This is a genomic window from Petrocella sp. (assembly GCF_059865615.1).
The window spans coordinates 91,636-114,383 of sequence record NZ_JCBCDA010000005.1 but is presented as its reverse complement, the minus strand read 5'-3'; the positions used below and the strand labels follow the sequence as shown (position 1 = coordinate 114,383).

The 22,748-nt window shown below is 37.5% G+C and carries 25 protein-coding genes and 1 pseudogene; 21 read left to right on the top strand and 5 right to left on the bottom strand.

Translation table 11 applies throughout. The features are described from left to right. From AC6F8J_RS01080 to AC6F8J_RS01055, 6 genes are all read left to right on the top strand, one after another. Positions 1 to 747, top strand: a 747-nt coding sequence (locus AC6F8J_RS01080; RefSeq protein ID WP_500720402.1) for a putative PEP-binding protein, incomplete at its 5' end; no start/stop codon positions are given. Between the two features lie 10 nt (positions 748 to 757). Further along, complete coding sequence (locus AC6F8J_RS01075) at positions 758 to 1,204, top strand: PTS sugar transporter subunit IIA (RefSeq protein WP_275840676.1); 447 nt, start codon at positions 758 to 760, stop codon at positions 1,202 to 1,204. A gap of 11 nt (positions 1,205 to 1,215) precedes the next feature. Then, positions 1,216 to 2,025 (top strand): DeoR family transcriptional regulator, encoded by an 810-nt coding sequence (locus tag AC6F8J_RS01070; RefSeq protein ID WP_500720401.1) that lies wholly within the window; start codon positions 1,216 to 1,218, stop codon positions 2,023 to 2,025. Beyond that, entirely contained in the window at positions 2,003 to 2,953 is a 951-nt protein-coding gene (locus AC6F8J_RS01065) for a 1-phosphofructokinase family hexose kinase (protein WP_275840677.1), read from the top strand. The genes AC6F8J_RS01070 and AC6F8J_RS01065 overlap by 23 nt, the downstream gene beginning before the upstream one ends. 31 nt (positions 2,954 to 2,984) lie before the next feature. Next, on the top strand, positions 2,985 to 4,355 hold the full coding sequence (locus AC6F8J_RS01060; RefSeq protein ID WP_330683916.1) for a PTS fructose transporter subunit IIC: 1,371 nt from the start codon (positions 2,985 to 2,987) through the stop codon (positions 4,353 to 4,355). Between the two features lie 3 nt (positions 4,356 to 4,358). Next, entirely contained in the window at positions 4,359 to 4,610 is a 252-nt protein-coding gene (locus AC6F8J_RS01055) for an HPr family phosphocarrier protein (protein ID WP_500720400.1), read from the top strand. Between the two features lie 155 nt (positions 4,611 to 4,765). On the opposite strand, the gene AC6F8J_RS01050 is transcribed toward AC6F8J_RS01055, so the two are convergent. Genes AC6F8J_RS01050 through AC6F8J_RS01040 form a run of 3 tightly spaced genes read right to left on the bottom strand, consistent with a single transcriptional unit; the run spans position 4,766 to position 6,768 of the window. Beyond that, a complete protein-coding gene (locus AC6F8J_RS01050; protein WP_500720399.1) occupies positions 4,766 to 5,530 on the bottom strand; it encodes a hypothetical protein in 765 nt (254 codons plus the stop codon). Continuing rightward, on the bottom strand, positions 5,508 to 6,404 hold the full coding sequence (locus AC6F8J_RS01045) for an ATP-binding cassette domain-containing protein (protein ID WP_500720398.1): 897 nt from the start codon (positions 6,402 to 6,404) through the stop codon (positions 5,508 to 5,510). Before AC6F8J_RS01045 ends, AC6F8J_RS01050 begins: the two co-directional genes overlap by 23 nt. Further along, positions 6,397 to 6,768 (bottom strand): GntR family transcriptional regulator, encoded by a 372-nt coding sequence (locus AC6F8J_RS01040; RefSeq protein WP_500720397.1) that lies wholly within the window; start codon positions 6,766 to 6,768, stop codon positions 6,397 to 6,399. The genes AC6F8J_RS01045 and AC6F8J_RS01040 overlap by 8 nt, the downstream gene beginning before the upstream one ends. 402 nt (positions 6,769 to 7,170) lie before the next feature. Between AC6F8J_RS01040 and AC6F8J_RS01035 the strand changes: the two genes are divergently transcribed. From AC6F8J_RS01035 to AC6F8J_RS00985, 11 genes are all read left to right on the top strand, one after another. After that, the gene (locus AC6F8J_RS01035; RefSeq protein ID WP_500720396.1) at positions 7,171 to 7,584 is read left to right on the top strand and encodes a DUF454 family protein; all 414 of its coding nucleotides are present in this window, start codon (positions 7,171 to 7,173) and stop codon (positions 7,582 to 7,584) included. A gap of 146 nt (positions 7,585 to 7,730) precedes the next feature. Beyond that, positions 7,731 to 8,858, top strand: a complete 1,128-nt coding sequence (locus AC6F8J_RS01030; protein WP_500720395.1) for an Ldh family oxidoreductase — start codon at positions 7,731 to 7,733, stop codon at positions 8,856 to 8,858. Between the two features lie 103 nt (positions 8,859 to 8,961). After that, positions 8,962 to 10,128, top strand: a complete 1,167-nt coding sequence (locus tag AC6F8J_RS01025) for a glycosyltransferase (RefSeq protein WP_500720394.1) — start codon at positions 8,962 to 8,964, stop codon at positions 10,126 to 10,128. A gap of 74 nt (positions 10,129 to 10,202) precedes the next feature. Further along, positions 10,203 to 10,727, top strand: coding sequence for a DJ-1/PfpI/YhbO family deglycase/protease (locus AC6F8J_RS01020; protein WP_500720393.1), 525 nt, complete (start codon positions 10,203 to 10,205; stop codon positions 10,725 to 10,727). Positions 10,728 to 11,088: 361 nt separating this feature from the next. Further along, a complete protein-coding gene (locus AC6F8J_RS01015) occupies positions 11,089 to 11,658 on the top strand; it encodes a glycerol-3-phosphate responsive antiterminator (protein WP_500720392.1) in 570 nt (189 codons plus the stop codon). 330 nt (positions 11,659 to 11,988) lie between these two features. Further along, the gene (locus AC6F8J_RS01010; RefSeq protein ID WP_500720391.1) at positions 11,989 to 12,342 is read left to right on the top strand and encodes a Lin0368 family putative glycerol transporter subunit; all 354 of its coding nucleotides are present in this window, start codon (positions 11,989 to 11,991) and stop codon (positions 12,340 to 12,342) included. A gap of 12 nt (positions 12,343 to 12,354) precedes the next feature. Continuing rightward, the gene (locus tag AC6F8J_RS01005; protein WP_500720390.1) at positions 12,355 to 12,693 is read left to right on the top strand and encodes a Lin0368 family putative glycerol transporter subunit; all 339 of its coding nucleotides are present in this window, start codon (positions 12,355 to 12,357) and stop codon (positions 12,691 to 12,693) included. Positions 12,694 to 12,949: 256 nt separating this feature from the next. Next, on the top strand, positions 12,950 to 14,413 hold the full coding sequence (gene glpK, locus AC6F8J_RS01000; protein WP_500720389.1) for a glycerol kinase GlpK: 1,464 nt from the start codon (positions 12,950 to 12,952) through the stop codon (positions 14,411 to 14,413). A gap of 325 nt (positions 14,414 to 14,738) precedes the next feature. Next, positions 14,739 to 16,181: an FAD-dependent oxidoreductase gene (locus AC6F8J_RS00995; RefSeq protein ID WP_500720388.1), complete on the top strand. Its 1,443-nt coding sequence runs from the start codon at positions 14,739 to 14,741 to the stop codon at positions 16,179 to 16,181. 16 nt (positions 16,182 to 16,197) lie between these two features. Next, a complete protein-coding gene (locus AC6F8J_RS00990) occupies positions 16,198 to 17,460 on the top strand; it encodes an FAD-dependent oxidoreductase (RefSeq protein ID WP_500720387.1) in 1,263 nt (420 codons plus the stop codon). 1 nt (position 17,461) lies between these two features. Then, the gene (locus AC6F8J_RS00985) at positions 17,462 to 17,836 is read left to right on the top strand and encodes a DUF1667 domain-containing protein (RefSeq protein ID WP_500720386.1); all 375 of its coding nucleotides are present in this window, start codon (positions 17,462 to 17,464) and stop codon (positions 17,834 to 17,836) included. Between the two features lie 78 nt (positions 17,837 to 17,914). On the opposite strand, the gene AC6F8J_RS00980 is transcribed toward AC6F8J_RS00985, so the two are convergent. After that, the gene (locus AC6F8J_RS00980; protein ID WP_500720385.1) at positions 17,915 to 19,360 is read right to left on the bottom strand and encodes a hypothetical protein; all 1,446 of its coding nucleotides are present in this window, start codon (positions 19,358 to 19,360) and stop codon (positions 17,915 to 17,917) included. Positions 19,361 to 19,372: 12 nt separating this feature from the next. Beyond that, positions 19,373 to 19,531, bottom strand: a pseudogene (locus AC6F8J_RS00975) (hypothetical protein); the annotation flags it as partial. 258 nt (positions 19,532 to 19,789) lie between these two features. On the opposite strand from AC6F8J_RS00975, the gene AC6F8J_RS00970 reads away from it, so the two are divergent. The 4 genes from AC6F8J_RS00970 to AC6F8J_RS00955 all read left to right on the top strand — a co-directional run bounded on the left by AC6F8J_RS00970 (position 19,790) and on the right by AC6F8J_RS00955 (position 22,733). Continuing rightward, entirely contained in the window at positions 19,790 to 19,945 is a 156-nt protein-coding gene (locus AC6F8J_RS00970; protein WP_500720384.1) for a hypothetical protein, read from the top strand. A 117-nt stretch (positions 19,946 to 20,062) separates the two neighbouring features. Continuing rightward, positions 20,063 to 21,157 carry a PcsB-like coiled-coil domain-containing protein gene (locus tag AC6F8J_RS00965; protein WP_500720383.1) on the top strand — a complete coding sequence of 365 codons (1,095 nt, stop codon included), beginning with the start codon at positions 20,063 to 20,065 and terminating at the stop codon, positions 21,155 to 21,157. Positions 21,158 to 21,168: 11 nt separating this feature from the next. After that, positions 21,169 to 21,846: an ATP-binding cassette domain-containing protein gene (locus AC6F8J_RS00960; protein ID WP_500720382.1), complete on the top strand. Its 678-nt coding sequence runs from the start codon at positions 21,169 to 21,171 to the stop codon at positions 21,844 to 21,846. Positions 21,847 to 21,965: 119 nt separating this feature from the next. Then, complete coding sequence (locus AC6F8J_RS00955) at positions 21,966 to 22,733, top strand: permease-like cell division protein FtsX (RefSeq protein WP_500720380.1); 768 nt, start codon at positions 21,966 to 21,968, stop codon at positions 22,731 to 22,733. The last annotated feature ends 15 nt before the right edge of the window (positions 22,734 to 22,748 follow it).

Sequence of the window (22,748 nt, the reverse complement as noted above, 5' to 3'; positions counted from 1 at the left end):
TGGCCGACAGAAGATGAACAATATAAAACATATGAAGGTATAGCAAAAAATGTCAATGGCGAGGTCATTATTCGAACATTAGACATTGGTGGGGATAAAACTTTGCCCTATTTCACATTTCCGAAAGAAGAAAACCCATTTTTGGGGCTTAGGGCCATTCGGTTCTGTCTTAAAAATAAGGAAATCTTCAAAACACAACTAAGAGCAATTTTAAAACTCAGTGCTGCCTATCCGGTAAAAATTATGTTTCCTATGATTGGTTCCTTAGAAGAACTATTAGAAGCAAGAAAATGTCTTGATGAAGCAAAGGAATCCTTGAAGGCGGAAAACCAAGCTTATAATGAAGATATCCCAGTAGGAATTATGATAGAAATACCATCAGCGGTATTTGCCATCGACTTATTATCCGACCATGTAGATTTTGTATCGATTGGTACCAACGATTTATGTCAATATACATTAGCGGTCGATCGCTTGAATCCGGAAGTGGCTTATCTATACGATGCTTTTAATATCAGCATCATACGTATGATTGATCATGTGGTACAAGGATGTAAGCCAAAAAGGGTCAAAGTAGGGATTTGTGGGGAAATGGCCAGTGATGTAGAAGCAGCCAAAATTCTTGTAGGACTGGGTGTAGATGAACTATCTGTAAGTCCATCTATGATTCCCTATGTAAAAGAAGTCATAATAAACTCAAACTATGAAGATCTTAAGGTGGATGCACAACGCATCATAAAACGATAGGAGGAAAATTATGTTAATAAATGAAGAACTGATTGTTATACCTGTGCAACAAAAAACAAAAGAAGGTGTTATAGAGGAATTGGCAGAAGTTGCGTTTTCTGTAGGAAGAATTGCTGACAAAGCCAAGTATGTAGCTGCCGTTTTGAAGCGAGAAGAAGAGTATTCAACTGCTGTTGGTTTTCATGTAGCTATACCCCATGGAAAAACAGACGCTGTAACGGAACCTTTCTTAATGTATGGCCGTGTAGATAAAGTAGATTGGAAGGCACTTGATGGAGAACCTGTTGATCATGTGTTCATGATTGGTGTACCGGAAAAAGAAGCAGGTAGTACCCATTTACAGATATTGGCTAAGCTATCTAGAAGGCTTATGAAAGAAGAATTTCGAAGTGAACTGACACAAGCAACAGACGCTCAAGCGATTATTGATGTGTTGAAGAAAAATGAACTGCTATAGGTGAGCTTATGATGCCAGAAGAAAGAAGACAGAAGATTATTGAGATTCTATACGCCAATAAAAGTGCAACTGTTAAAAATCTATGTGATCAACTTATGGCTTCGGAAGCAACGATTCGTAGGGATTTGACGGTACTTGAGGATGAAGAAAAACTTGAAAGGGTACATGGTGGTGCCATTATTCAGTCCAATGTGCCCATTGAAAAAGAAGACACTTATAATGAAAAAGAAGGTGTCTATCTATATGAAAAAAAACAAATCGCAAAAGTAGCTTTTTCTTATTTGCGGGAGAATGACAGCATTTTCTTAGATGGGGGAACAACAACCATTGAGTTGGCCAAATTAATTGGTAGAAGCAGAATAAAAATCAATGTCTTTACCAATGCACCTCATTTTACTCAGTTTATAGCCGGAAACCCTAAGGCAGAGCAATTTATTCTTGGGGGCAGAATTAGAAACAACACACTTGCAGTTGTAGGACAGTTGGCTATTGATACCATACGAAGATTCCGCATAAACAAGGTGTTTATAGGCGTTAATGCCATAAGCCTTGAGTATGGATTAACAACACCTGATTTTGAAGAAGCGGAAATGAAGCGGGCAATATTAGAAAAAGGAAGAGAAAGGTATATTCTTGCAGATGCCAGTAAGTTCAATAAAGTAGCATTGTGTGAAATATTACCAATCAGCGCAGTTGACACCATCATCACTTCATCTCTTGAAGAGGATGAAATCAAAGAGAAGTTTAAGCTTGAAGGTGTCTTATTGGTTGAAGCAACAAAAAAGGAGGCGGGCATGTATGATTACGACGGTGACGCTTAACCCGGCAATTGATAAGATTATCGAAATCAGGGGATTAACAGTGGGTCAAGTGCATAGAGCTCAAAGGCAAGTCGTAACCCTTGGGGGTAAAAGTATTAATGTTGCACGAATTATATCGAGTCTTAGTGAGGCAACAAAAGCCATATGTTTTGCCGGACGGGATAATTTTGAAGGTATTAAGAATCATGCCCAGGCAGATGGCATCCCGATTGATGCAATACTGGTCAGTGGTAGTACTCGAACCAATGTTAAGATTGTTGAACCTGACCAGAATTATAGAACGACGGATATCAACGAAATTGGTTTTAAGGTTACAGACGGTGAACGGGAAGCCATGACTGCAAAAATCTTAGAGGCAGGAAAAAACAGCGAATATGTGGTACTCAGTGGCAGTCTTCCGGAAGGCATATCTAATAGGTATTATAGGGAAATTGCAGAGAAACTAAAAGGCGTTACAAAGGTAATCATTGATGCGGATGACAGAATTTTATTAGAAAGCCTTAAAGGATCACCGTATCTGATTAAGCCGAATATCCATGAACTGGAAGCGGCGCTTGATATGAAGCTTGAGAGTAAGGAGCGTATTGTCCATGCATGCAAAAAAGTAATTGATGATTATGGCGTCAATTATGTACTGGTGTCCATGGGCGAAGAGGGTAGTATTCTGGTCAGTGAAAGGTATGCACTATCGGCAGGCATTTTGCCACTTAAGGTGGTAAGTACAGTCGGCGCAGGTGATGCAATGCTGGCAGGATTCATCTACGGATTGAAAACACATCAAGATTGTGATGAGCTTGATTGTTTGATAAAGGCACTGTCATATGGAGTGGCATCAAGTTCTATCGCCATCAGCACTCAAAGTCATATGCCCATTGAAGCATTAACTTTGACGGTGAGAGCGAAGGAAGTCGCCATTTCAAGGCTATAGCTTTAACAAAAATTGTATAGGAGGAATGAAAATGAGGATTTTAGCAGTAACAGCATGTCCAACGGGTATCGCACACACGTATATGGCAGCAGAGGCCATTGAAGAAGCAGCAAAGAAAAAAGGTTATGAAATCAAAGTAGAAACAAGGGGTTCTGTAGGTGTCGAAAACGAACTAACCAGTGAAGACATTGCAGCAGCCGACGCCATAATCTTAGCCTGTGACACATCTGTGCCTATGGAACGGTTTTCTGGGAAAAAACTGGTATCTGTGGCAGTAAGTGATGCACTTAAGGACGCAAACAAATTAATTGAGGACGCACTAAAAGCACCTGTTTATAAAGCATCAGGTAGCAACCTTGTAGATGACGTTGCTGGTATCAAAGCAAAAAGAAAAGATGAAAGCAAGGGTGCTTATAAACATTTGATGAATGGTGTATCCTTTATGATACCCTTCGTTGTAGCTGGTGGTATTGCCATTGCACTTAGTTTTATGTTTGGTTATGACGCCTTTCAACAAGAAGGTACTTTGGCAGCTTATTTAATGAACATCGGTGGTGGTGCAGGTTTTGCACTTATGATTCCTGTACTAGCCGGTTATATTGCCTATTCTATAGCGGATCGACCCGGTTTGGCTGTAGGTATGATCGGTGGTTCAGTAGCGGTTCAATTGAACGCAGGTTTCCTTGGCGCCATCGTTGCCGGATTTATGGCCGGTTATGTGGTCAACCTGATTAAGAAGTATATTAAATTACCTAAAACACTTCAAGGTATTATGCCGGTATTAATTATACCTGTATTTGGTTCATTGATTGTCGGTTTATCATTTTTCTATATTATAGGCGCACCAGTTGCGGCCATTAACACAGCAATGAATAACTTCCTAACAGGTATGTCGGGTACGAATGCAATTCTTCTAGGATTAATTATCGGATTAATGATGGCCTTTGATATGGGTGGTCCTGTCAACAAAGCGGCCTATGCTTTTGGAACCGGTACGTTGGTTGCAGGAACTGGCTCAGCGATTATGGCGGCTGTTATGGCAGCGGGCATGGTGCCACCACTTGGACTTGCAGTCGCAACATTTATATTTAAGGATAAATTCACCTTAGCAGAAAAAGAAGCCGGAAAAGCGGCTGCAGTGCTTGGCGCTAGTTTTATAACAGAAGGTGCGATTCCTTTTGCAGCAGCAGATCCACTTCGTGTTATTCCTTCCATCATGGCAGGTGCTGCAGTGACTGGTGCCTTATCAATGGCATTTAACGCGACTTTATCGGTGCCTCACGGTGGACTGTTCGTATTTTTTGCAGTTGAAAACGTAGCAATGTATATTGTAGCAATCCTTGCAGGTACAGCTGTAACAGCAATCCTTATAGGTATGCTAAAGAAAAAAACAGAGGTGTAAAACATGATAGAATTCACAACAACAGTAGGCTTTGAAGAAGGCTTACACGCAAGACCGGCGGCCGAACTGGTTAAAGTATGTCAGAAGGCGTTGGCAGATATTAAGATTATAAAAGATGACCTAGAAGTAAACCCCAAAAGCATTCTAGGCATATTGACCCTTGGCGCAGCCCATGGAGATAAGATTAGAATTCTTGTCAATGGATCAGATGAAAATGATGTAGCCAAGAATCTTAAAGCATTCTTCAACAAATAAAACCCAAGATAAAAATAGAACCGATTGGATTGACATCCGAGTCGGTTCTTTTTTATTCTCTAGTAAATGCTTACGATTGCTTTAGCGTTAAGGAAATTATATCGTTAACAATTAAGAGGCAAAACAAGAGTAGACGCTTTGTTTGGAAAAAATCATTATTCTCTTGCCTCTGCTTTTCTCAGTAGTAAATAGAAGCATCCAGCCAGAAATAAACTTAGGATGAAGAAAGTTAATACAGCCATATAGGGGTTCCGTGTTTGCCAACCAAAAATAGTGTCGATGAATGCACCAAAACTAAGTAGCCAGGTTTTTGGTAGAAAGCCGACTAAATTCCTAAGCAATACAAGTAATACTATAGGGGCCACGGAGACAATGATCTTCACAAGATTATTACTTCTGAAATAAACCATCGTAATGACAACACCCAATACAAAGAAAAGCACATATGCGGCAAATTGCCAAATGACTGTAGAAGAAAGTGTGAAAAAAGAATTGCTTTGCTTCCATACATATTCCATCGTATTCCAATCAAACATACCTGTATCACGAAAAGTACCATAAATCATGTCATAATTCGTTGGTGAAGGAACGAAAATATTATAGATACGATTTAGAACGAGGTCAATAATTGACATTAAGAAAGCTATTGGTAAAATGGCAAGTAATAACCCACCAAAAAAAGCTTTTCTTGATAGATTATTGGCTTGAGAGAAGTTGAAGTTTTCTTTGAAGGCATTTAGACCCATAACAAAAAGAAATACAACGGTTGAAAACTCAAGCCCGGAAGAAGAAAAATTCTGACCACTATTTGAATTACTGACAGCCAGGAAAGAAATAACCATAATGAAAATCATGTAGTATATCATAGTGGAAGGTAGCATCATTCTTATATGGAATTTAGCCAACTTTAGAGATTTCATGTTGAACACCTCCTACATTCGTTAGTTTTATGAAGAGTTCTTGTAAACCGACTTTTGCTTGTTCAAGTCCCATTTGCTTCATGAGTTTATGTGAGTCCTCTGTCAGTTCTTCAAGAAGAATGGCTTTACAATAGTTGCCCAAATACTCGAGACCTAGAGCTTTCCTATTCTGTAAAAAGGCTTCAACATCTGATGATTTACCGGTAATAGCATAGACCCGATTCATTAAGGAGGCTACACTTTCATTGATAAGTACTTTTTGGTTGTCAAGAATGACAACCCATTCAAGCAAATCAGCTATTTCTTCTATTATATGTGTGGATAGAATAATGGTTTTTGGTGTTTTGATATAGTGGGCAAGAAGTTCTTTGTAAAAAAGCGTCCTATGATGGGCATCAAGACCTAATATTGGCTCGTCAAAAATCAGCATTTTGGCATTTGAGGCTAAAGCAATAATTAGTTTGGCAATGGTATTGTATCCGGTGGAAAGCGCTTTGAATTTTTTATTAGGATTCAAGTCGAATTTCTCACACAACTCATTGGCATAGGTTAAGTCGAAATTCGAATAAAAAGTCTGAGTCCAACAAAAAATCTCATGAACTTTCATACTGTCAGGATAAAGATTGCTTTCAGTCATGTAGAAGATGCGCTCAAGAAGAGCATCATTTTCTCTAATGGGGAGGTCAGATAGAGTTATGTAGCCCTTAGTCGGAAAAATACGATTTGTTATTAAATTAAGAAGGGTGGTCTTTCCAGCGCCATTACGTCCTAATAAACCATAGATTCTTTTTTCTTCAAAAATTAGAGATACTTCTTGAAGTGCACAATTGGCATTATAGTATTTTGTGATACTTTTAAGTTCAATATTATTCATAATCGGGACCTCCTGTTAACATTTTTATGAGATCTTCCAGCTTGATGCCAAGTTTATCAGCTTCATTTAAGAGGCTTATCACATACTTCTCATAAAAATGTTCTTTTTGCTTTTTAATAAGCGTTTTTTTTGCATCTTTTGCTACAAACATACCAACACCTCTTTTTTTATAAAGTATGCCTTCATCGACGAGAAGGTTAAAGCCCTTAGCAATGGTTGCAGGATTAATGTTATAGTTTATAGAAACTTCTGTTGTTGATGGTATCTGTGTCTCTTCTTCAAAAATATCACGTATGATATCATCTTCAATGGATTGAGATATTTGAAGGTAAATAGGAACTTGACTGCCAAAATCAATTTTCATCAGGCACACACCCCTTCTTATTTGGTTAACTACTTATGTAATTAACTATATAACAAATTTAAAGCCTTGTCAATACTTTTCGTTAGAAGGTGAATAAAGCTTGTGAAATACTATGGCTTACATTATTATATAAGAAGTCACTTTAATACCTATTGTTGACGTGTTTTAAAAAGGAGAATAATTATTATGAGACATGAAGTGAAGAAAATAAGCCGTATGGTCGATGAGCTGACGACCTTATTTCTAAAAGAATATACCAACGAATAAGATTTTAAGATTGTCATTACGAAGGAAAAATGTATCATAAAGATTGTAGAGAAAAAAGATGGTAACATGATGTTAGAACTGACAAGATTGTATACGATATAAAAGTCTAGGAAAGATAATAAGTTGGGTGATGGTATGAATAAGTTTTACGTTAAAACAAGGAAATACTTTTTATTAACCATAGGCACTATAGCGGTTTTTTTGGGTGTGTTAGGTATTTTCTTACCTTTATTACCGACAACCCCTTTTTTACTTTTGGCATCGTATTGTTATTTAAGAAGTTCAAAGAAAATGTATCATTGGATTATGAACCATAAGACATTTGGTAGTTATATCCATAATTATATAGAATACAAGGCGATAAAAAAAAGAACCAGAATAAGTGCCTTACTTTTCCTATGGGGATCATTAGGGTTTTCAATATATCTAGCACCAATTTTTTACGTCAAGATTTTGTTGGTTGCCATAGGTACAGGAGTCACAATTCATCTTATAACACTGAAAACATTGCCAAAGGATGATGAAATCAATCCGGATAGATTCGAATAATAATACGGCTTACGGACATGCTTCAAATGGTGGTGAATTGTTCAGATGAGGTAGAAACGTGTTATAATAGTGTTATGGTTAAGGCGTCAAAACCATATGCAAACAGATGATTATACGTGTCAACAGATTTAAAGGAGGAATGTACAATGGAACAAGTTTATGTGGATTGGGAAACCATTACCGGGTTTGTTAAAGAAGCTTTTATAGGTTATGGCGTACCAGAAGAAGATGCAACTATTTGCACAGATGTTCTTATAGCTTCAGATCGTAAAGGTATTGACTCTCATGGTGTCAATCGCTTCAAACCGATATACTTAGATCGAATAAAAGCCCGGATTCAAAAACCGATCACGGATTTTGAAGTCTTAAGAGAAACGGCTACAACAGCCGTAATAGATGGTCATGATGGTATGGGCCAAGTCATAGGCTATAAAGCCATGTCCATGGCTATAGAAAAAGCAAAAAAATATGGGATGGGTATGGTTGCTGTTAGGAACTCAACACATTACGGTATTGCGGGCTACTATGCAGAAATGGCCACAAAAGCCGGATGTATAGGCATTACAGGAACCAATGCAAGACCTTCTATAGCGCCCACCTTTGGTGTAGAAAATATGTTAGGGACAAACCCATTGACCTTTGGTCTGCCTACTGATGAGCCTTTTCCTTTTATATTAGATTGTGCGACATCTATTACACAAAGAGGCAAAATCGAGTATTTTGCACGTGTTGGAAAAGACACACCGGAAGGCATGGTTATTGGACGAGACGGTAAAGCAATGACGGATTCCGAACAGATTCTTGAAGATTTGGTAAGTGGCAATGCGGCTTTGGCACCTCTTGGCGGTATAGGTGAAACATTGGCAGGGTACAAAGGCTATGGTTATGCGACTGTGGTGGAAGTCTTGTCTGCGGCACTACAACAAGGCAACTTTCTAAGAATGTTAACAGGCATTGGTGAGAAGGGTGAAAAAGTGCCATATCATCTAGGCCATTTTTTTATCGCCATTGATACAGAAGCCTTTATGGGCCTTGAGAGTTTTAAGAAAACAACCGGGGATATACTAAGAGAACTGAGAGCTTCTACTAAAGCGCCTGGTGAAGAGGCAATATTCACAGCGGGAGAAAAAGAATATAATCATGGATTGTTCAGAAAAGATAGAGGTGTACCTGTTAATGAAGCGGTACAAAAAGAATTGCTTGAGATTAGAGATGAGCTGAAATTGGACCATTATAAATTTGAGTTTGAAGGTAATCCTTTTAAGAAAACCTAAGAAAGTCTTAACGGTTATTTAATAAAAGTTTGTTATACTAATTCGGACAGGACTAAACTTAGAGAGTTAAAGATAACGTATTAGCGTTGGTTGAGGTGGTTAAATGAACATTGGTATTTTTACAGATTGCTATTACCCCCAGATTAATGGTGTTGTAACTTCAGTTATGATGCTACAAGAGGAACTTGAAAAAAGAGGGCATAAAGTAACCATAATTACCGTCAAGGTACCCCATCATATTGAAGAAAGTATAAATGTTATTCGAATCAAGTCCATACCAATTATTAGGATGAATGAATTTAGATTAGGTATTCCTTTTAATGTACCTTTAATTAGAATGATTAAGGCTCTAGAACTAGATTTGGTACATACGCATACGGAATTTTCCGTGGGCTTGTTTGGTAAATATATGGCTAAGGTATTGGATATTCCCTTGGTCCATACCTATCATACCATGTATGAAGATTATACCCATTATATCTACAACTTAAAGTACGGTCAAAAAGTGGTAAAAAAAATGGTAACTAAAAGCTGTAAAGTCTATGCGAAGAAATACAGCTGCATTATCGCACCCACAGATAAAACATTGCTATCTCTTAGAAGGTATGGCATCAAGAATGACATTCATATCCTTCCGACGGGTATTGACATAGACAAATTTGCTAAGATTGAAGCGGATAAGTTAGCTATAGCAGCACTTAGGCAAAAACATCATATTAATGAAAGCGACTTTGTGTTGCTATCATTAGGGCGTATAAGCAAAGAAAAAAATATTGAATTTTTACTAGGACAAATGCCTGAACTTACAAAATTGCATAAACAACTTAAGTTAGTAATCGTTGGAGATGGACCGTATTTGAAGCCATTGTTAAAACTATGTGCTGCGCTAAATATTGATAAATATGTTATATTTGTTGGAAGCGTTCCTTATGAAGAAATTGGTCAGTATTATAAAATGGCAGACGTATTTGTGAGTGCGTCATATACAGAAACACAAGGGTTAACCATTATTGAAGCCATGGCATCTGAGCTTGGCGTTGTTGTTTATGACGATACGAATGTCAAAGGGATTGTGATGGAAGGTGAATCGGGACGCTTATTTAAAACAGAATCAGAACTGAAGCATCAAATAACAGATGCTATAAATCATCCGACTAAAACGATGGCAATGCGTGAACGCGGTCTAGAGATTGTAAAATCACTTTCCAAAGAAAGTTATGCTGAAAACGCAGAAAAGATTTACAAATTATTAGTAGAAAAACATACGTAATAGACACATTATAATTAAGATGGTTTACCCTTGAACCATTAGGAAAAAATAAATCAACAAGAAAGGACGAAAGAATGAAATTAAAAAACAAAAAAGTGTTAGCATTTGTTCATACAGATTTTGAGGACCTTGAGTTATGGTATCCTATTTACCGTCTAAGAGAAGAAGGTGCAGAGGTGGTCTTAGCTGGTGAAAAGAAGGGCGAAACCTATATTGGCAAATATGGCGTGCCGGCCACATCGGATATGGATTTTGCAGAGGCTGTAGGTATGGAATTTGATGCATTGTTGGTACCGGGTGGATGGGCACCGGATAAATTGCGTCGTTTTGATGAGGTTTTGACCATAACCAAACGTATGGATCAAGAAAAGAAAGTTATTGGAGAAATTTGCCATGCAGGGTGGGTACTCATATCGGCAGATATATTAAAAGGTAAAAAGGTAACGAGCACACCGGGCATAAAACATGATATGATGAATGCAGGTGCAACGTGGCTGGATGAACCATGTGTGGTGGATGGTCATCTGATTTCTGCTAGAAGACCACCGGATTTACCGGATTATATGCGTGATTATATAAAAGTATTGTCAGAACAATAAAGAAGTAGGCCCATGGGCCTACTTCTTTATTGCATATTCTTGAAAACGGATAAAGAACATGTTATTTGTCCTTTGTGTAGGTGACTTTTACCCTTTAACCAAATTTACTAAATTAAACTAAAAAACCAGCCACACATAAATACGTTGAATAGTTATAAAAAAAAATATATAATGCAAGAAATTGAGCCCGGCATTGATAATTAAATAACGAATAAGTAGATGGAAATCGTTTATTGTATACAATATTGATTGAAAAAATACACGCTATTAAGGCTAGGTATGACCGGTATTGCTTGACTTTTGTGTATATTTATAGTACATTTAGCAACGGTAAGTTCAATAAACACTTGGAGGAAAAAGAATGTCTAAATCGCAAATGAATGATATCTTAATCGACAATCCGATTATTGCAGCGGTCAGTTCAAGAGAACATATGGAAAAAGCCATTAAATCACCATGTAATGTGATTTTTATGCTTTATGGTGATATATTGACATTGAAAGATGATGTGAATTATGCCAAAGCCAACGACAGAAAAGTCTTTATCCACATAGATCTCATTCATGGCTTTTCTCATGATAATTATGCACTTCGTTATATCCAATCCGAGATTAATCCAACAGGTATTGTAACCACCAAATCCAGCCTAACCAAAAAAGCAAAAGAGATGGACATGTTGGTTATTCAACGCTTATTTATGTTGGACTCGAAGTCAATAAATGCCGGTATTGCGACGATTAAAGGTATGAAGCCAGATGCAGTAGAAATCATGCCTGGTATTATTCCTAAGATTACAGCGGTAATGAGCAAAGAGCTATCTGTGCCTATTATTGTTGGCGGGTTGATTGAATATAAACAGGAAGTACTTGAAGCGCTTAAAGCAGGTGCAACTTCGATTTCAACAAGTTGTGAAAAAATATGGTATAGTTAAGGAAAAAACCTAAAATAACAGCAATATTAAGTTAAATATTTAACAAATATGTCGACAGTCATTCTCTTTTCGTCAATGTGCATCAAGAAAAAATGAACTTGACAAATGGTTTGTTGATAATGTATAGTTGTCTTATAAGTTAATAACGATTAGGTCGAGAGTTTGAGAGCCGTGTAGATCAAGAAGTTGGAAATTAGTATTGATTTTCACATTCTTAATGTATCAACTGTGCTTTCTTTTTTTGTGCATCATTACCGGTCAAGTTAAAATGATGTATGATACAAAGGCCTGATCAACACAAAACTTAATTTTATCTTGGGAGGTAAAAACATGAAACATTTAGGTACAATTTTAGGAGCAGCAATTGCCGGTATGTTTGTAATGAGCGTTTGGGGCGCTTTTGCGGGTGCGTACGGAATTGGTGGCGGCTGGTTTGCTGGATTTATTATCATTTCAACAATGTGGTTTATGAATCACTTTATCGGCGTTCATAACAATGACGGCGCTTGGGTTGACATGGCAGTTGGTATTGGCGTAGCTGGTACAGCACGTGGCGCATTTGAAGCAGGAACATTTCAAGTGGTTGTTGATTCGCTACCAACAATGATCATCGTCATTCTAGGTGGTATCACTGGAGCAACAGTTGGCGGTTTACTTCAAAATTCAGCACTCAAGAAAGATTAGGAGGGAAGACAAATGACTCTACAATTAGGATTAGCTACATTTTCAGGAGGATTTATATTTGCCTTTTTAATCAGACTTCTTTGGGGCGAATTAGTTACTAATTTTGGACCAGCAGGTGGTTGGATGGCAGCCGGCTTTATCGTTGGTACAACATGGTCATTAAACCATGGCGTTGGATTAATTTATCAATCAGGCGCAGCGTGGATTGATATGGCTTATGCAGCAGGCTTTGGTTTGTTCGCAGCGAACATTATCGTGGACAAAGCAGATGCAGGAAAAGGCTTCGTAAACTTAGTGTTTGCAATCGTTGGTGGACTTATAGGCGGTTTGTTATTATCCTTTATGGGATAAGTAAGATTAAGTGTTACCAATTTACAATAAAGGTTAAGGCGTCAAAACTATATAGTTGAACTTTCACCTACCATATGTAGTTATGAATGTATCAACGTAATCTACATATGGTAGGCGAATTTAGTGAAACTTAGTTTTGACCCTTTAACCAATAAAAGAGTTATACAATAATTTACAGAAATATATTACGGGTAACTGTATAGAAGGTATATTAATATAATATGGAGGTATTTAGAATATGGCAAAAAAATATGTAATGGCGTTAGACCAAGGTACTACGAGCTGTAGAGCTATTCTTTTTACGCATGATGGACAAATCGCTTCAGTAGCTCAAAAAGAGTTCACTCAAATCTATCCTAATCCGAGTTGGGTAGAGCATGATGCACTTGAAATTTGGGAATCACAAAGAAGTGTTATGATGGAAGCAATGAAAAAAATTAATGCTACAGCTGAAGAAGTTGCTACCATTGGTATTACTAACCAAAGAGAAACAACAGTTGTTTGGGATAAAACAACTGGACAACCTGTTTATAACGCAATTGTATGGCAATCTCGTCAAACAGTTGGTATCTGTGAAGAATTAAAAGCTCAAGGTTTAACTGAATATGTTCATTTAAACACTGGTCTTGTAATTGACGCTTACTTCTCAGGCACAAAAGTAAAATGGATTCTTGACAACGTTGAAGGCGCAAGAGAAAAAGCTAACGAAGGTAAATTGTTGTTCGGTACTATGGACACATGGTTAATCTGGAACTTGACAAAAGGTCAAGCTCACGTTACTGAGTACACAAACGCATCAAGAACATTAATGTACAACATTCGTGACCTTAAGTGGGACGATAAATTATTAGAAGCATTGACAGTACCAACTTCTATGCTTCCAACAGTTAAACAATCAAGTGAAGTTTATGGATACACAGCATTACTTGGTGGCAATACGCCAATATCAGGTGCAGCAGGTGACCAACAAGCAGCATTGTTTGGACAAGCTTGTTTCGAAAAAGGTATGGCTAAAAACACATACGGAACCGGTTGCTTCATGCTTATGAACACTGGCGAAGAAATGATTCCATCAACTAAAGGTCTTTTGACTACAATCGCATGGGGCGTTGACGGTAAAGTTGAATATGCTCTTGAAGGTTCAATCTTTATAGCTGGCGCAGCCATCCAATGGTTAAGAGATGAAGTTAAGATATTAGACAGTGCAAAAGACAGTGAGTACTTTGCAACTCAAGTTAGCAGCACAGACGGCGTTTACGTTGTTCCTGCATTTGCTGGTCTTGGCGCACCTTACTGGGATATGTATGCACGTGGTGCAATCCTTGGATTGACTCGTGGTACTGGTAAAAACCATATTGTTCGTGCAACATTAGAGTCATTAGCATATCAAACAAGAGACGTACTTGACGCGATGCAAGAAGATTCAGGTATTACATTGGCTGCACTTAAAGTAGACGGTGGCGCTTGCGCTAACAACTTCTTAATGCAATTCCAAGCAGATATCGTTAAAGCGCCAGTTGAGCGTCCAGAAGTTATCGAAACAACAGCTCTTGGTGCTGCTTACCTTGCAGGACTTGCAGTTGGATTCTGGGAAAGCAAGCAATCAGTTATTGATTCTTGGAACCTAGATCGTCGTTTTGAGCCTTCTATTGACAATGCAGATGAGCTTTATGCTGGATGGCAAAAAGCTGTTAGCCGCGCACAAGCTTGGATTGACTAAAAAAGATACCGGTATAGAGAGATAATTAAAAAGTAGCAAATGGCATCATATTGAGAGGCCGTACATCTTTTCAGACTTACTGGATATGTGCGGCCTTTTTTATCAATTATTTGATGTGATAAACAGAAGGCTAGGTTTTTCAGATCAAATAATTACAATAGATGGTTAAGGTGTCAAAACTATATAGTTGAACTTTTGCATACAATATATAGTTATGAATGCATCAACGTAATCTATATATTGTATGTAAATTTAGTGAAACTTAGTTTTGACCCTTTAACCATAGATGGAAACATATTTATAACACTTTTAAGGAGGCAATAAAATGTATGATGTAGTAATAATTGGTGCCGGCGTAGCGGGCACGTCTATTGCAAGAGAGTTGTCAAGATATAAGCTGAAAATAGCTGTAATTGACAAAGAAAACGATGTTGCAAATGAAACAACCATGGCAAACAGTGCCATTATTCACGCGGGGTATGACGCAGAGCCCTACAAGAATAAAGGAAAGTTTAATGCAAAGGGTAACGCAATGTATACACAACTCACAGAAGAATTAGATATACCTTTTAAAAGAGTTGGATCACTTGTGCTTGCATTTTCAGAAGCAGACTTGGCAACCATTGAACTTCTTTATGATAGAGGTATTGAAAATGGTGTACCGGATCAAAAATTGTTAACTAAAGAAGAAGTTCTTGAGATGGAACCAAATGTAAATGATACTATTTTTGGTGCTCTTTATGCACCAACAGCCGGCATTATTTCTTCATGGGAAGTGGCTATTGCTTGTATGGAAAATGCAATGGATAATGGTGCTGAGTTGTATTTGAACACCACAGTTGAAGACATCAAAAAAGAGGGAGACGTGTTTATAGTAAAAACTAATCAGCAAGACTTCCAAACGAAATATGTTGTGAATGCTGCAGGAGTATTTTCAGATAAAATCAACAACATGATTGCAGAACCAACTTTTGAGATTCAAGCAAGAAAAGGTCAATATTTCATTATGGACAAAGATATAGGCAGCCTTGTTAATACTGTACTTTTCCAATGTCCTTCAGATGTCGGTAAAGGTATTTTGGTAGCGCCAACGGTGCACGGAAACCTACTTATTGGACCGGATTCAGTGTTTGTTGATGACAAGGAAGATGTTAGCACAACAGCCCCTGAGCTTGCTATGATTCGTGAGGCTGCTGCTTTAACAACCAGTAAAATTGATAATAGAAAAGTCATTCGTTCTTTTTCAGGACTTAGAGCGACTTCAACAACCCATGACTTTGTACTTGGTGAAACACCGGACGTACAAGGCTTTTTCAACGTAGGTGGTTTTGAATCTCCTGGTCTATCTGCAGCACCTGCTGTAGCGGTATATATAGTTGATCAGATTAAAGAAAGAAACGGTGGTTTTGAGCCAAACCCAACATTTAATCCGGTTCGTCGTCCATTCATTCGTTTTGATGAGTTAGATACAGAAGAAAAAGAAGCTTTAGTTAAAGAGAATCCTCTTTATGGTCGTGTTATATGTAGATGTGAAACGGTTACAGAAGGTGAAATCATGGATGCAATCCATCGTAATGTTGGTGCTACCACTGTGAAATCTGTTAAGAAACGTACAAGAGCAGGCATGGGTCGTTGCCAAGGTGGTTTTTGCGAGCCACGTGTTATCGAGATTTTATCTAGAGAGCTTGGTAAGTCGATGAATCAAGTGAGTTACGACTCACCTAAAGCTTATATATTAACCGGCAGAACAAAAAATGTAGAAGAATAAAAGAGAGGACAAAACTATGCAAAATTATGATTTGATTGTTGTCGGTGGTGGACCAGCAGGTTTAGCTGCCGCTATAGAGGCAAAAAAGAATGATGTAGATAGTATTTTGATTATTGAAAGAGACCGTGAGGTTGGCGGTATACTACAACAATGTATCCATAACGGTTTTGGGCTACACATATTTAAGGAACAATTAACAGGACCTGAGTATGCGGAGCGTTTTATAGAAGAGGCAAAATCCATGAACATTGATTATGTAGTAGATACAATGGTACTAGATGTTACACCAGAAAAAGTTGTTCATGTTATTAACCCAAAGACAGGCTATCAGACCTTCCAAGCGAAAGCTGTTATTATGGCTATGGGATGTAGAGAACGTACAAGAGGCGCAATCAACATCCCTGGCTATAGACCTTCTGGTGTCTATTCAGCAGGAACAGCACAAAGATATACTAATATGGAAGGCTTTATGCCAGGCAAGAAAGTATTTATTTTAGGATCAGGTGATATTGGGCTGATCATGGCAAGACGTATGGTTCTTGAAGGCGCAGAAGTATTAGGTGTTGCTGAATTGTTGCCATTTTCTGGTGGATTAAAACGTAATATTGTACAGTGTCTAGATGATTATAATATTCCACTATTATTAAGCCATACAATCATCAAAATAGAAGGTAAGGATCGTCTTGAAAAAGTTATTGTTGCTCAAGTAGATGAGAATTTTAGACCAATTCCAGGAACTGAAAAAGAATATGAAGTAGATACATTATTACTATCTGTTGGATTAATTCCTGAAAATGAGCTTTCTAAAAAAGCGGGTATAGAACTTAATCCCGTTACATCAGGACCATTTGTTAATGAGTCTATGGAAACCAGTGTTGAAGGTATTTTTGCTTGCGGTAACGTTGTTCATGTCCACGACCTTGTTGACTTTGTAACTCAAGAAAGTCGACGTGCAGGCCTTAATGCGGCAAAATACATTAAAAATGAAAAAGCTACAGAAGGTAAAATTGTAGAAGCCAATACTGGTTTTGGTATTACCTATGTTGTGCCAAGTAAAATTTTGGTAGATAACGTTGAGGATGAACTGGTTATGTTTATGCGCGTAAACAATGTATACTCCAATATGCGTTTAGAAGTGAAATCAGGAGATACAGTGATTAAGTCAATTAAACGACGTCATTTGGCGCCGGGTGAAATGGAACAAGTCAAACTAAAACCTTCCGATTTGGCGAAAGCTGAAGGCGAACTGGTATTTTCTATTGTAGGGGAGGATGCATAAGATGGCAGATAACAAAGTAGAATTAGTATGTATTGCATGTCCCGTTGGATGTTTAATGGAAGTTGAGCGAAACGGTGACGAGTTTATAGTAACTGGGAACGCATGTAAACGTGGTCCAGAATATGCAAAAGCAGAGTTAACACATCCAACACGTACATTGTGTACAACTGTGGCAATAAAAAACGGCTTTCTAAATCGTGTACCGGTATTCACAGAGGACGAGATTCCTAAAGGCTTGATTTTTGAAGCGATGGATGAAATCAATAAAATTGTTGTTGAAGCACCCGTTAAAGTAAGACAGATAGTTATAGAGAATTTATTGGGTACAGGTGTTAATGTTGTAACGACAAGAAGTATGAGTAAAAAGAATTCCTAAAAAAACACACAAAAAAGTCATTCCGGGGGGGATGACTTTTTTTGGGCTTTTAATCAAATCTTGAGCTAATCTCTATGTTTATGTAATAATTTCATTCATGAGTATGGGATCACCGTTTATGGCCATGAAGAGTTTTCTTCGAAGCTGTTTTTTGGTGTTGACGAGTTCGGCAGCTAATTTGTCAATAGCTATCGTGGACAATACAGACTGTATATAGCCTTCAATTAGACTATCAAGGCTAAGACCTAACTGGTTAAAGTCTTTTTGATCCACCAACTTAAGTCGACCGGTTTCACTTGCCCATCCATCTATCATTTTAATAGATAAATTGGTACCAAGCATTTGCCATGAGTCTTCTAAAGGGTCTAAATTGGTTATCAGAGGTTTTTCAGCTCTTCTGGCATACATGGCTATAGGCCGATAGCCACTTGGTGTAGATGCAATCATAAACCTTAGATCGGCCACATAGATTTCTTTCTTTTTATTAGGAACCATACCTACATGGTAATACAGATCATCACTACCCTGGGTGCTCCAGTGATAATTACCAATAAGACTCTGTACGATGAAATCTTCATAAGGATGGCTTAAAGACATAAAATAATCCAGTTCTTGTTTACAAGTAATGGTATAAACACCTTGGCCGGCATTGCTATATGGATTTTTTATGACAGCATGTCCGCCAAATCGATCCACCCACAAAGGAATCTCGTTGAGTTTTACATCTTTTATGGTTTCTGGTGTATTTATTTTAAGGCCATAATTCTTAAGATCACCATTATAAAAATCATAAGCTTTGGCGGCCATCCGCTTGTTTCGACCACCTGCAAGACAAGCAATAATAGGATTATAGATTAGTGTTTTGGATTTGACTGGAATGCGGTTCCAGGGTGTTTGAGTCACATAACGAATAGCAGCTTTGATTGGAAACCAGTGTCCATCTTTGTCACGAACCTCCATGATTTCATCCACAAATCGCACACTAGGATTTGGGTCACCATCATAAAAGGAGGCCAAATAGACATCCTCACCTGTGATTTGTGCAAGTGCTGCTGCATAACCGGAAGCCTCCATGTCATTTTTATCGTAGATTACAGCGTAATGACCACTTACAATGCGCTTTTCTTTGACAAGAGGTAAAAAGGAAGTCTCAATAAGACGTTGATAGCCACCCATTTCTTCTTGGTCGAACAATAGTGGCATAGATTTTTGACCGGAGGGTGATGAATTGGTTTCGATGACAACCATCTGTCTTTTTCCGCTAGCGGTGGTTACATGAAAAAGGTCTGTACCTGACCACTGTATATGGTTAGGACGATAAGTAAGAAGTCTTGTGAGACCTTCACTGTCCACTCTAGGATTCAGATGACAGTAACGTTCGATGATTCTTTCTATGTCCATATTAAGGAAAAAAAGTACCAAGGGACTGATTTGAGCATTTACCACCTTATGATAATAATGATTTTCCTGTATAAAAGTACCCGGCCTGATGAGAAGAGCCGGTTCTGCAAAATTTATTTTCATAAAACCTCCTAATTATCTATGCAAACGTGTTTTTATATATTCATATATTTCGTGTGGTACATTAACATTGACACACGATTCCATACCCTTGAACATAGGTGAAGAATTGACTTCACAAATCTTGAAATGATCCCAGTCAAAGAGTAAATCCACACCGGAAATATCAAGTCCTAATACTTTTGTAGATAATTTAACCTTTCATGGATGACCCTTTAATCATCATATCTAAAAAAGAGAATATATTTCTATTATACTTGATTAAATGAGGTTAGCATAATAAAAAATGATGAATAAAAATATATTTAATGATATAATATATTTACAGCAACAAATATGGTTAAAAGATTAAAAACAAGTTTTACTAAGTTCACATACAATAAATAGTTTTGATACCGTAACCAAATATGAAAGTACATTAAAGGAGTACACATGTCAGAGAAAAATCAAGAAATGATGAAAAAAATATTAGAGAAGAAAAAGGCAACACAAAGTAACAAGCAAAAAATGATACCCAACAAAAAAATAGGATCTAGCCAAAAAGGCAAACTTAATCAAAAAGCCGGAGGCTCAAACAACAAGATCTAGTATTGTGTAGATGGATGCTTTTCATTTCATAGCCTCATTTTTGTTGATGTATAACAAGAATGAGGCTTTATAATTTCACAAGAAAGAGGCTTAAAGATAATAATGATAAAAACATATATGAGAATCATAGGGATGCTGTTGGCAATGGTTCTTTCTGTTTATTCGTGGTCATTTGCCACCGTTAATATGGAAGTGGTTAAAGAAGCTGAAAATCAAATCCTACAAATTGATGAAGAAGAAGCTATAATTTTATCGGATTTGTACCGCATTGAGCAAGAAATAATGTTGCTTGAAGCGGATGAAGAGACCTTATCAGAGGATATTGACAGTTATTATACCCAAATACAAGAGCTAGAAAAAAGAATTGTAGATGAGGAAAATGCTTTTAATGAAAACAGGGATATTCTAGAACATATTTTGAGAGCTTATCAGAAAAGAGGCGTTGGTACGTTCTTAGAAATCTTGCTTGACTCAGATCATTTATCTGATTTTTTAAGACGACTGAACATACTTAGAGATTTGACACAAAATACTGGAGCGCTATTGAAGCACTTAGAGGATGTACAACAACGCCTAGGAATAGAAAAAGAGTCATTAGCAGAACAACTGATTAACTTGGAAAAGGAGAAGGATAGACTAGGACAAGTTGTGAGCGAAATAAAAGCAATAAAGGCAGAAAAAGAATCCTATTTAACAAATTTATTAGATAAGAGAGCATTTTTTGAGAATATTCTATACGAGATTAACACGGCGTGGAAAGTACTTAAGCCTATGTTTGTTCAAGCCAGTGAAGGGTTCTCTAAATTAGCTGAAAGTGGTAGTCTACCTGAAGATGCTATGAAGCTTAGGTTATCTATGTCAGGCTTTGATGCCATAATATCTGAAAAGGTTTTTAATGATGCTATTATACAGAATCCGGATATTCCGGAGCTGGAGTTTGAGTTTGAGGAAGGTTATATTCAGTTGTCAGTACCTAGCAAATACTTGAGTGTAAATGGTAATTTTCAAGTTATAGATGGCACTGAACTGGTGTTTACTCCGGAGGCAGGTACCTTCTATGACATGCCGCTGAATACTCAATTGATGAATGAGCTTTTTGAAGACGGCGGTCTAAGGTTGAACCTAAAGCCGATTATTGGTAACAATAAAATCAAGACGGCAAAGTCTAAAGAGAATGACTTAATACTTGCGGTACAAATTAATTTGTTTTAGAAGGAGAAAAAATGATAGAGGCACATGATTTAGAGTTGATTTATAGTGATGGCACAGTAGCCGTTAAACCGTTTAATCTAAATGTAGGCAAAGGAGAGCTGGTTTATATTACTGGTGCTAGCGGATCGGGTAAAACGAGTCTGCTGAAGTTGCTAATTGGAAGTGAATACCCAACAGGTGGTACTTTAAAAATCCTAGGTGAGCCGATTAATAAAGGCAATAGCAAAAGCATTAGTAAAATACGACATAGGATTGGACCGATTTTTCAAGAGTTTAGATTAATAAAAGGAAAAACCTCTATGGATAATGTTAAGCTGGGGATGCGATTTATTGGTATGAAGCCGAGTCAAATAGAGGAAGAAGCTCAATCAGTGTTGATTAAAGTGGGTCTTGAGGACAAATTAAATATTAAGGTGGATTATCTTTCTTGGGGTGAGTGTCAACGAGTGGCCATTGCAAGGGCAGTAGCCAGAAAGCCAGCTCTTATCTTAGCAGATGAGCCTACAGGTAATTTGGATCGGGAAAATGCAATTAAGATGTTAGAGCTTTTAGCATCTTTTAGAACAAAAGACACAGCGGTCATTATGACAACCCATGCAACTCATTTAATAGAAGGTCATGCTCATGCCACGTACATTCATATGGATCGAGGCAGGGTGAATATTGAAAGGCAAGGCAAATCCTATTGAAAACTTATATTTACAACTTTCGTTATTTCATCAAAGAATCAATTGATATTTTCCGCTTAAACTTAATATCCAACATTTTCTCCTTACTTAGTACAGGTTTAATATTTTTTGTATTGACGTTGATTATTGCTGGTTGGAATGTCAGTAGTTCAGTGACAGATGCCATCAAAGGAGAATCAGAAATCAGTGTCTATTTCAAAGAGGGCTTAACAGATGCAGAGATTATAGAATTGACCAATCTAGTCACCAATGTGTTTGGCGTAAAATCAGTCAATCTTGTTAATGAGGATGAGGCTTATGAGCGAATGGAAAGTGTATTAGGCGGTGATGCCCAGGTGTTGTCCTTTTTTGAAGAGAACCCTTTCGATGCCTTTTTGGAAGTGGGTATAGAGCTTAGTGAAATAGATGCCATTGTAAGTCAAATCAATCAAATGGAGAAAGTTGACCTCGTTAGGGATAATAAGGAGGTTTTGAATCGATTAAGTCATATGTCAGATGTTCTTAATTTGGTCAGTTATTTTGCCATAGCTGCAGTAGGTATAACAACATTGGTGATTTTGTCGCATATCATAAGACAAGGTATTTACCACCATAGAGAACAAATCAATACCTTGGAACTATTGGGTGCACCCAAATATTTTATTGCACTTCCATTTTATATAGAAGGTATTGGCATGACTTTAATGGGTGGGTTATTATCACTTATACTAAGCCATTTTGTGTTAAGTGAGATTTATTTACAAGTATCTGGTCCCCTGCCGTTCATTCCTATGCCCGATCAAGGTGGTGTCATGCAAAATCTAATCTGGATGGTTATTGGTCTAAGTTTGATTTTAGGGTACTTAGGTAGTGCTTTTGGGGTCAGTTCATCCAGAAGCAAAAATTAGACAAGCAACATTTTG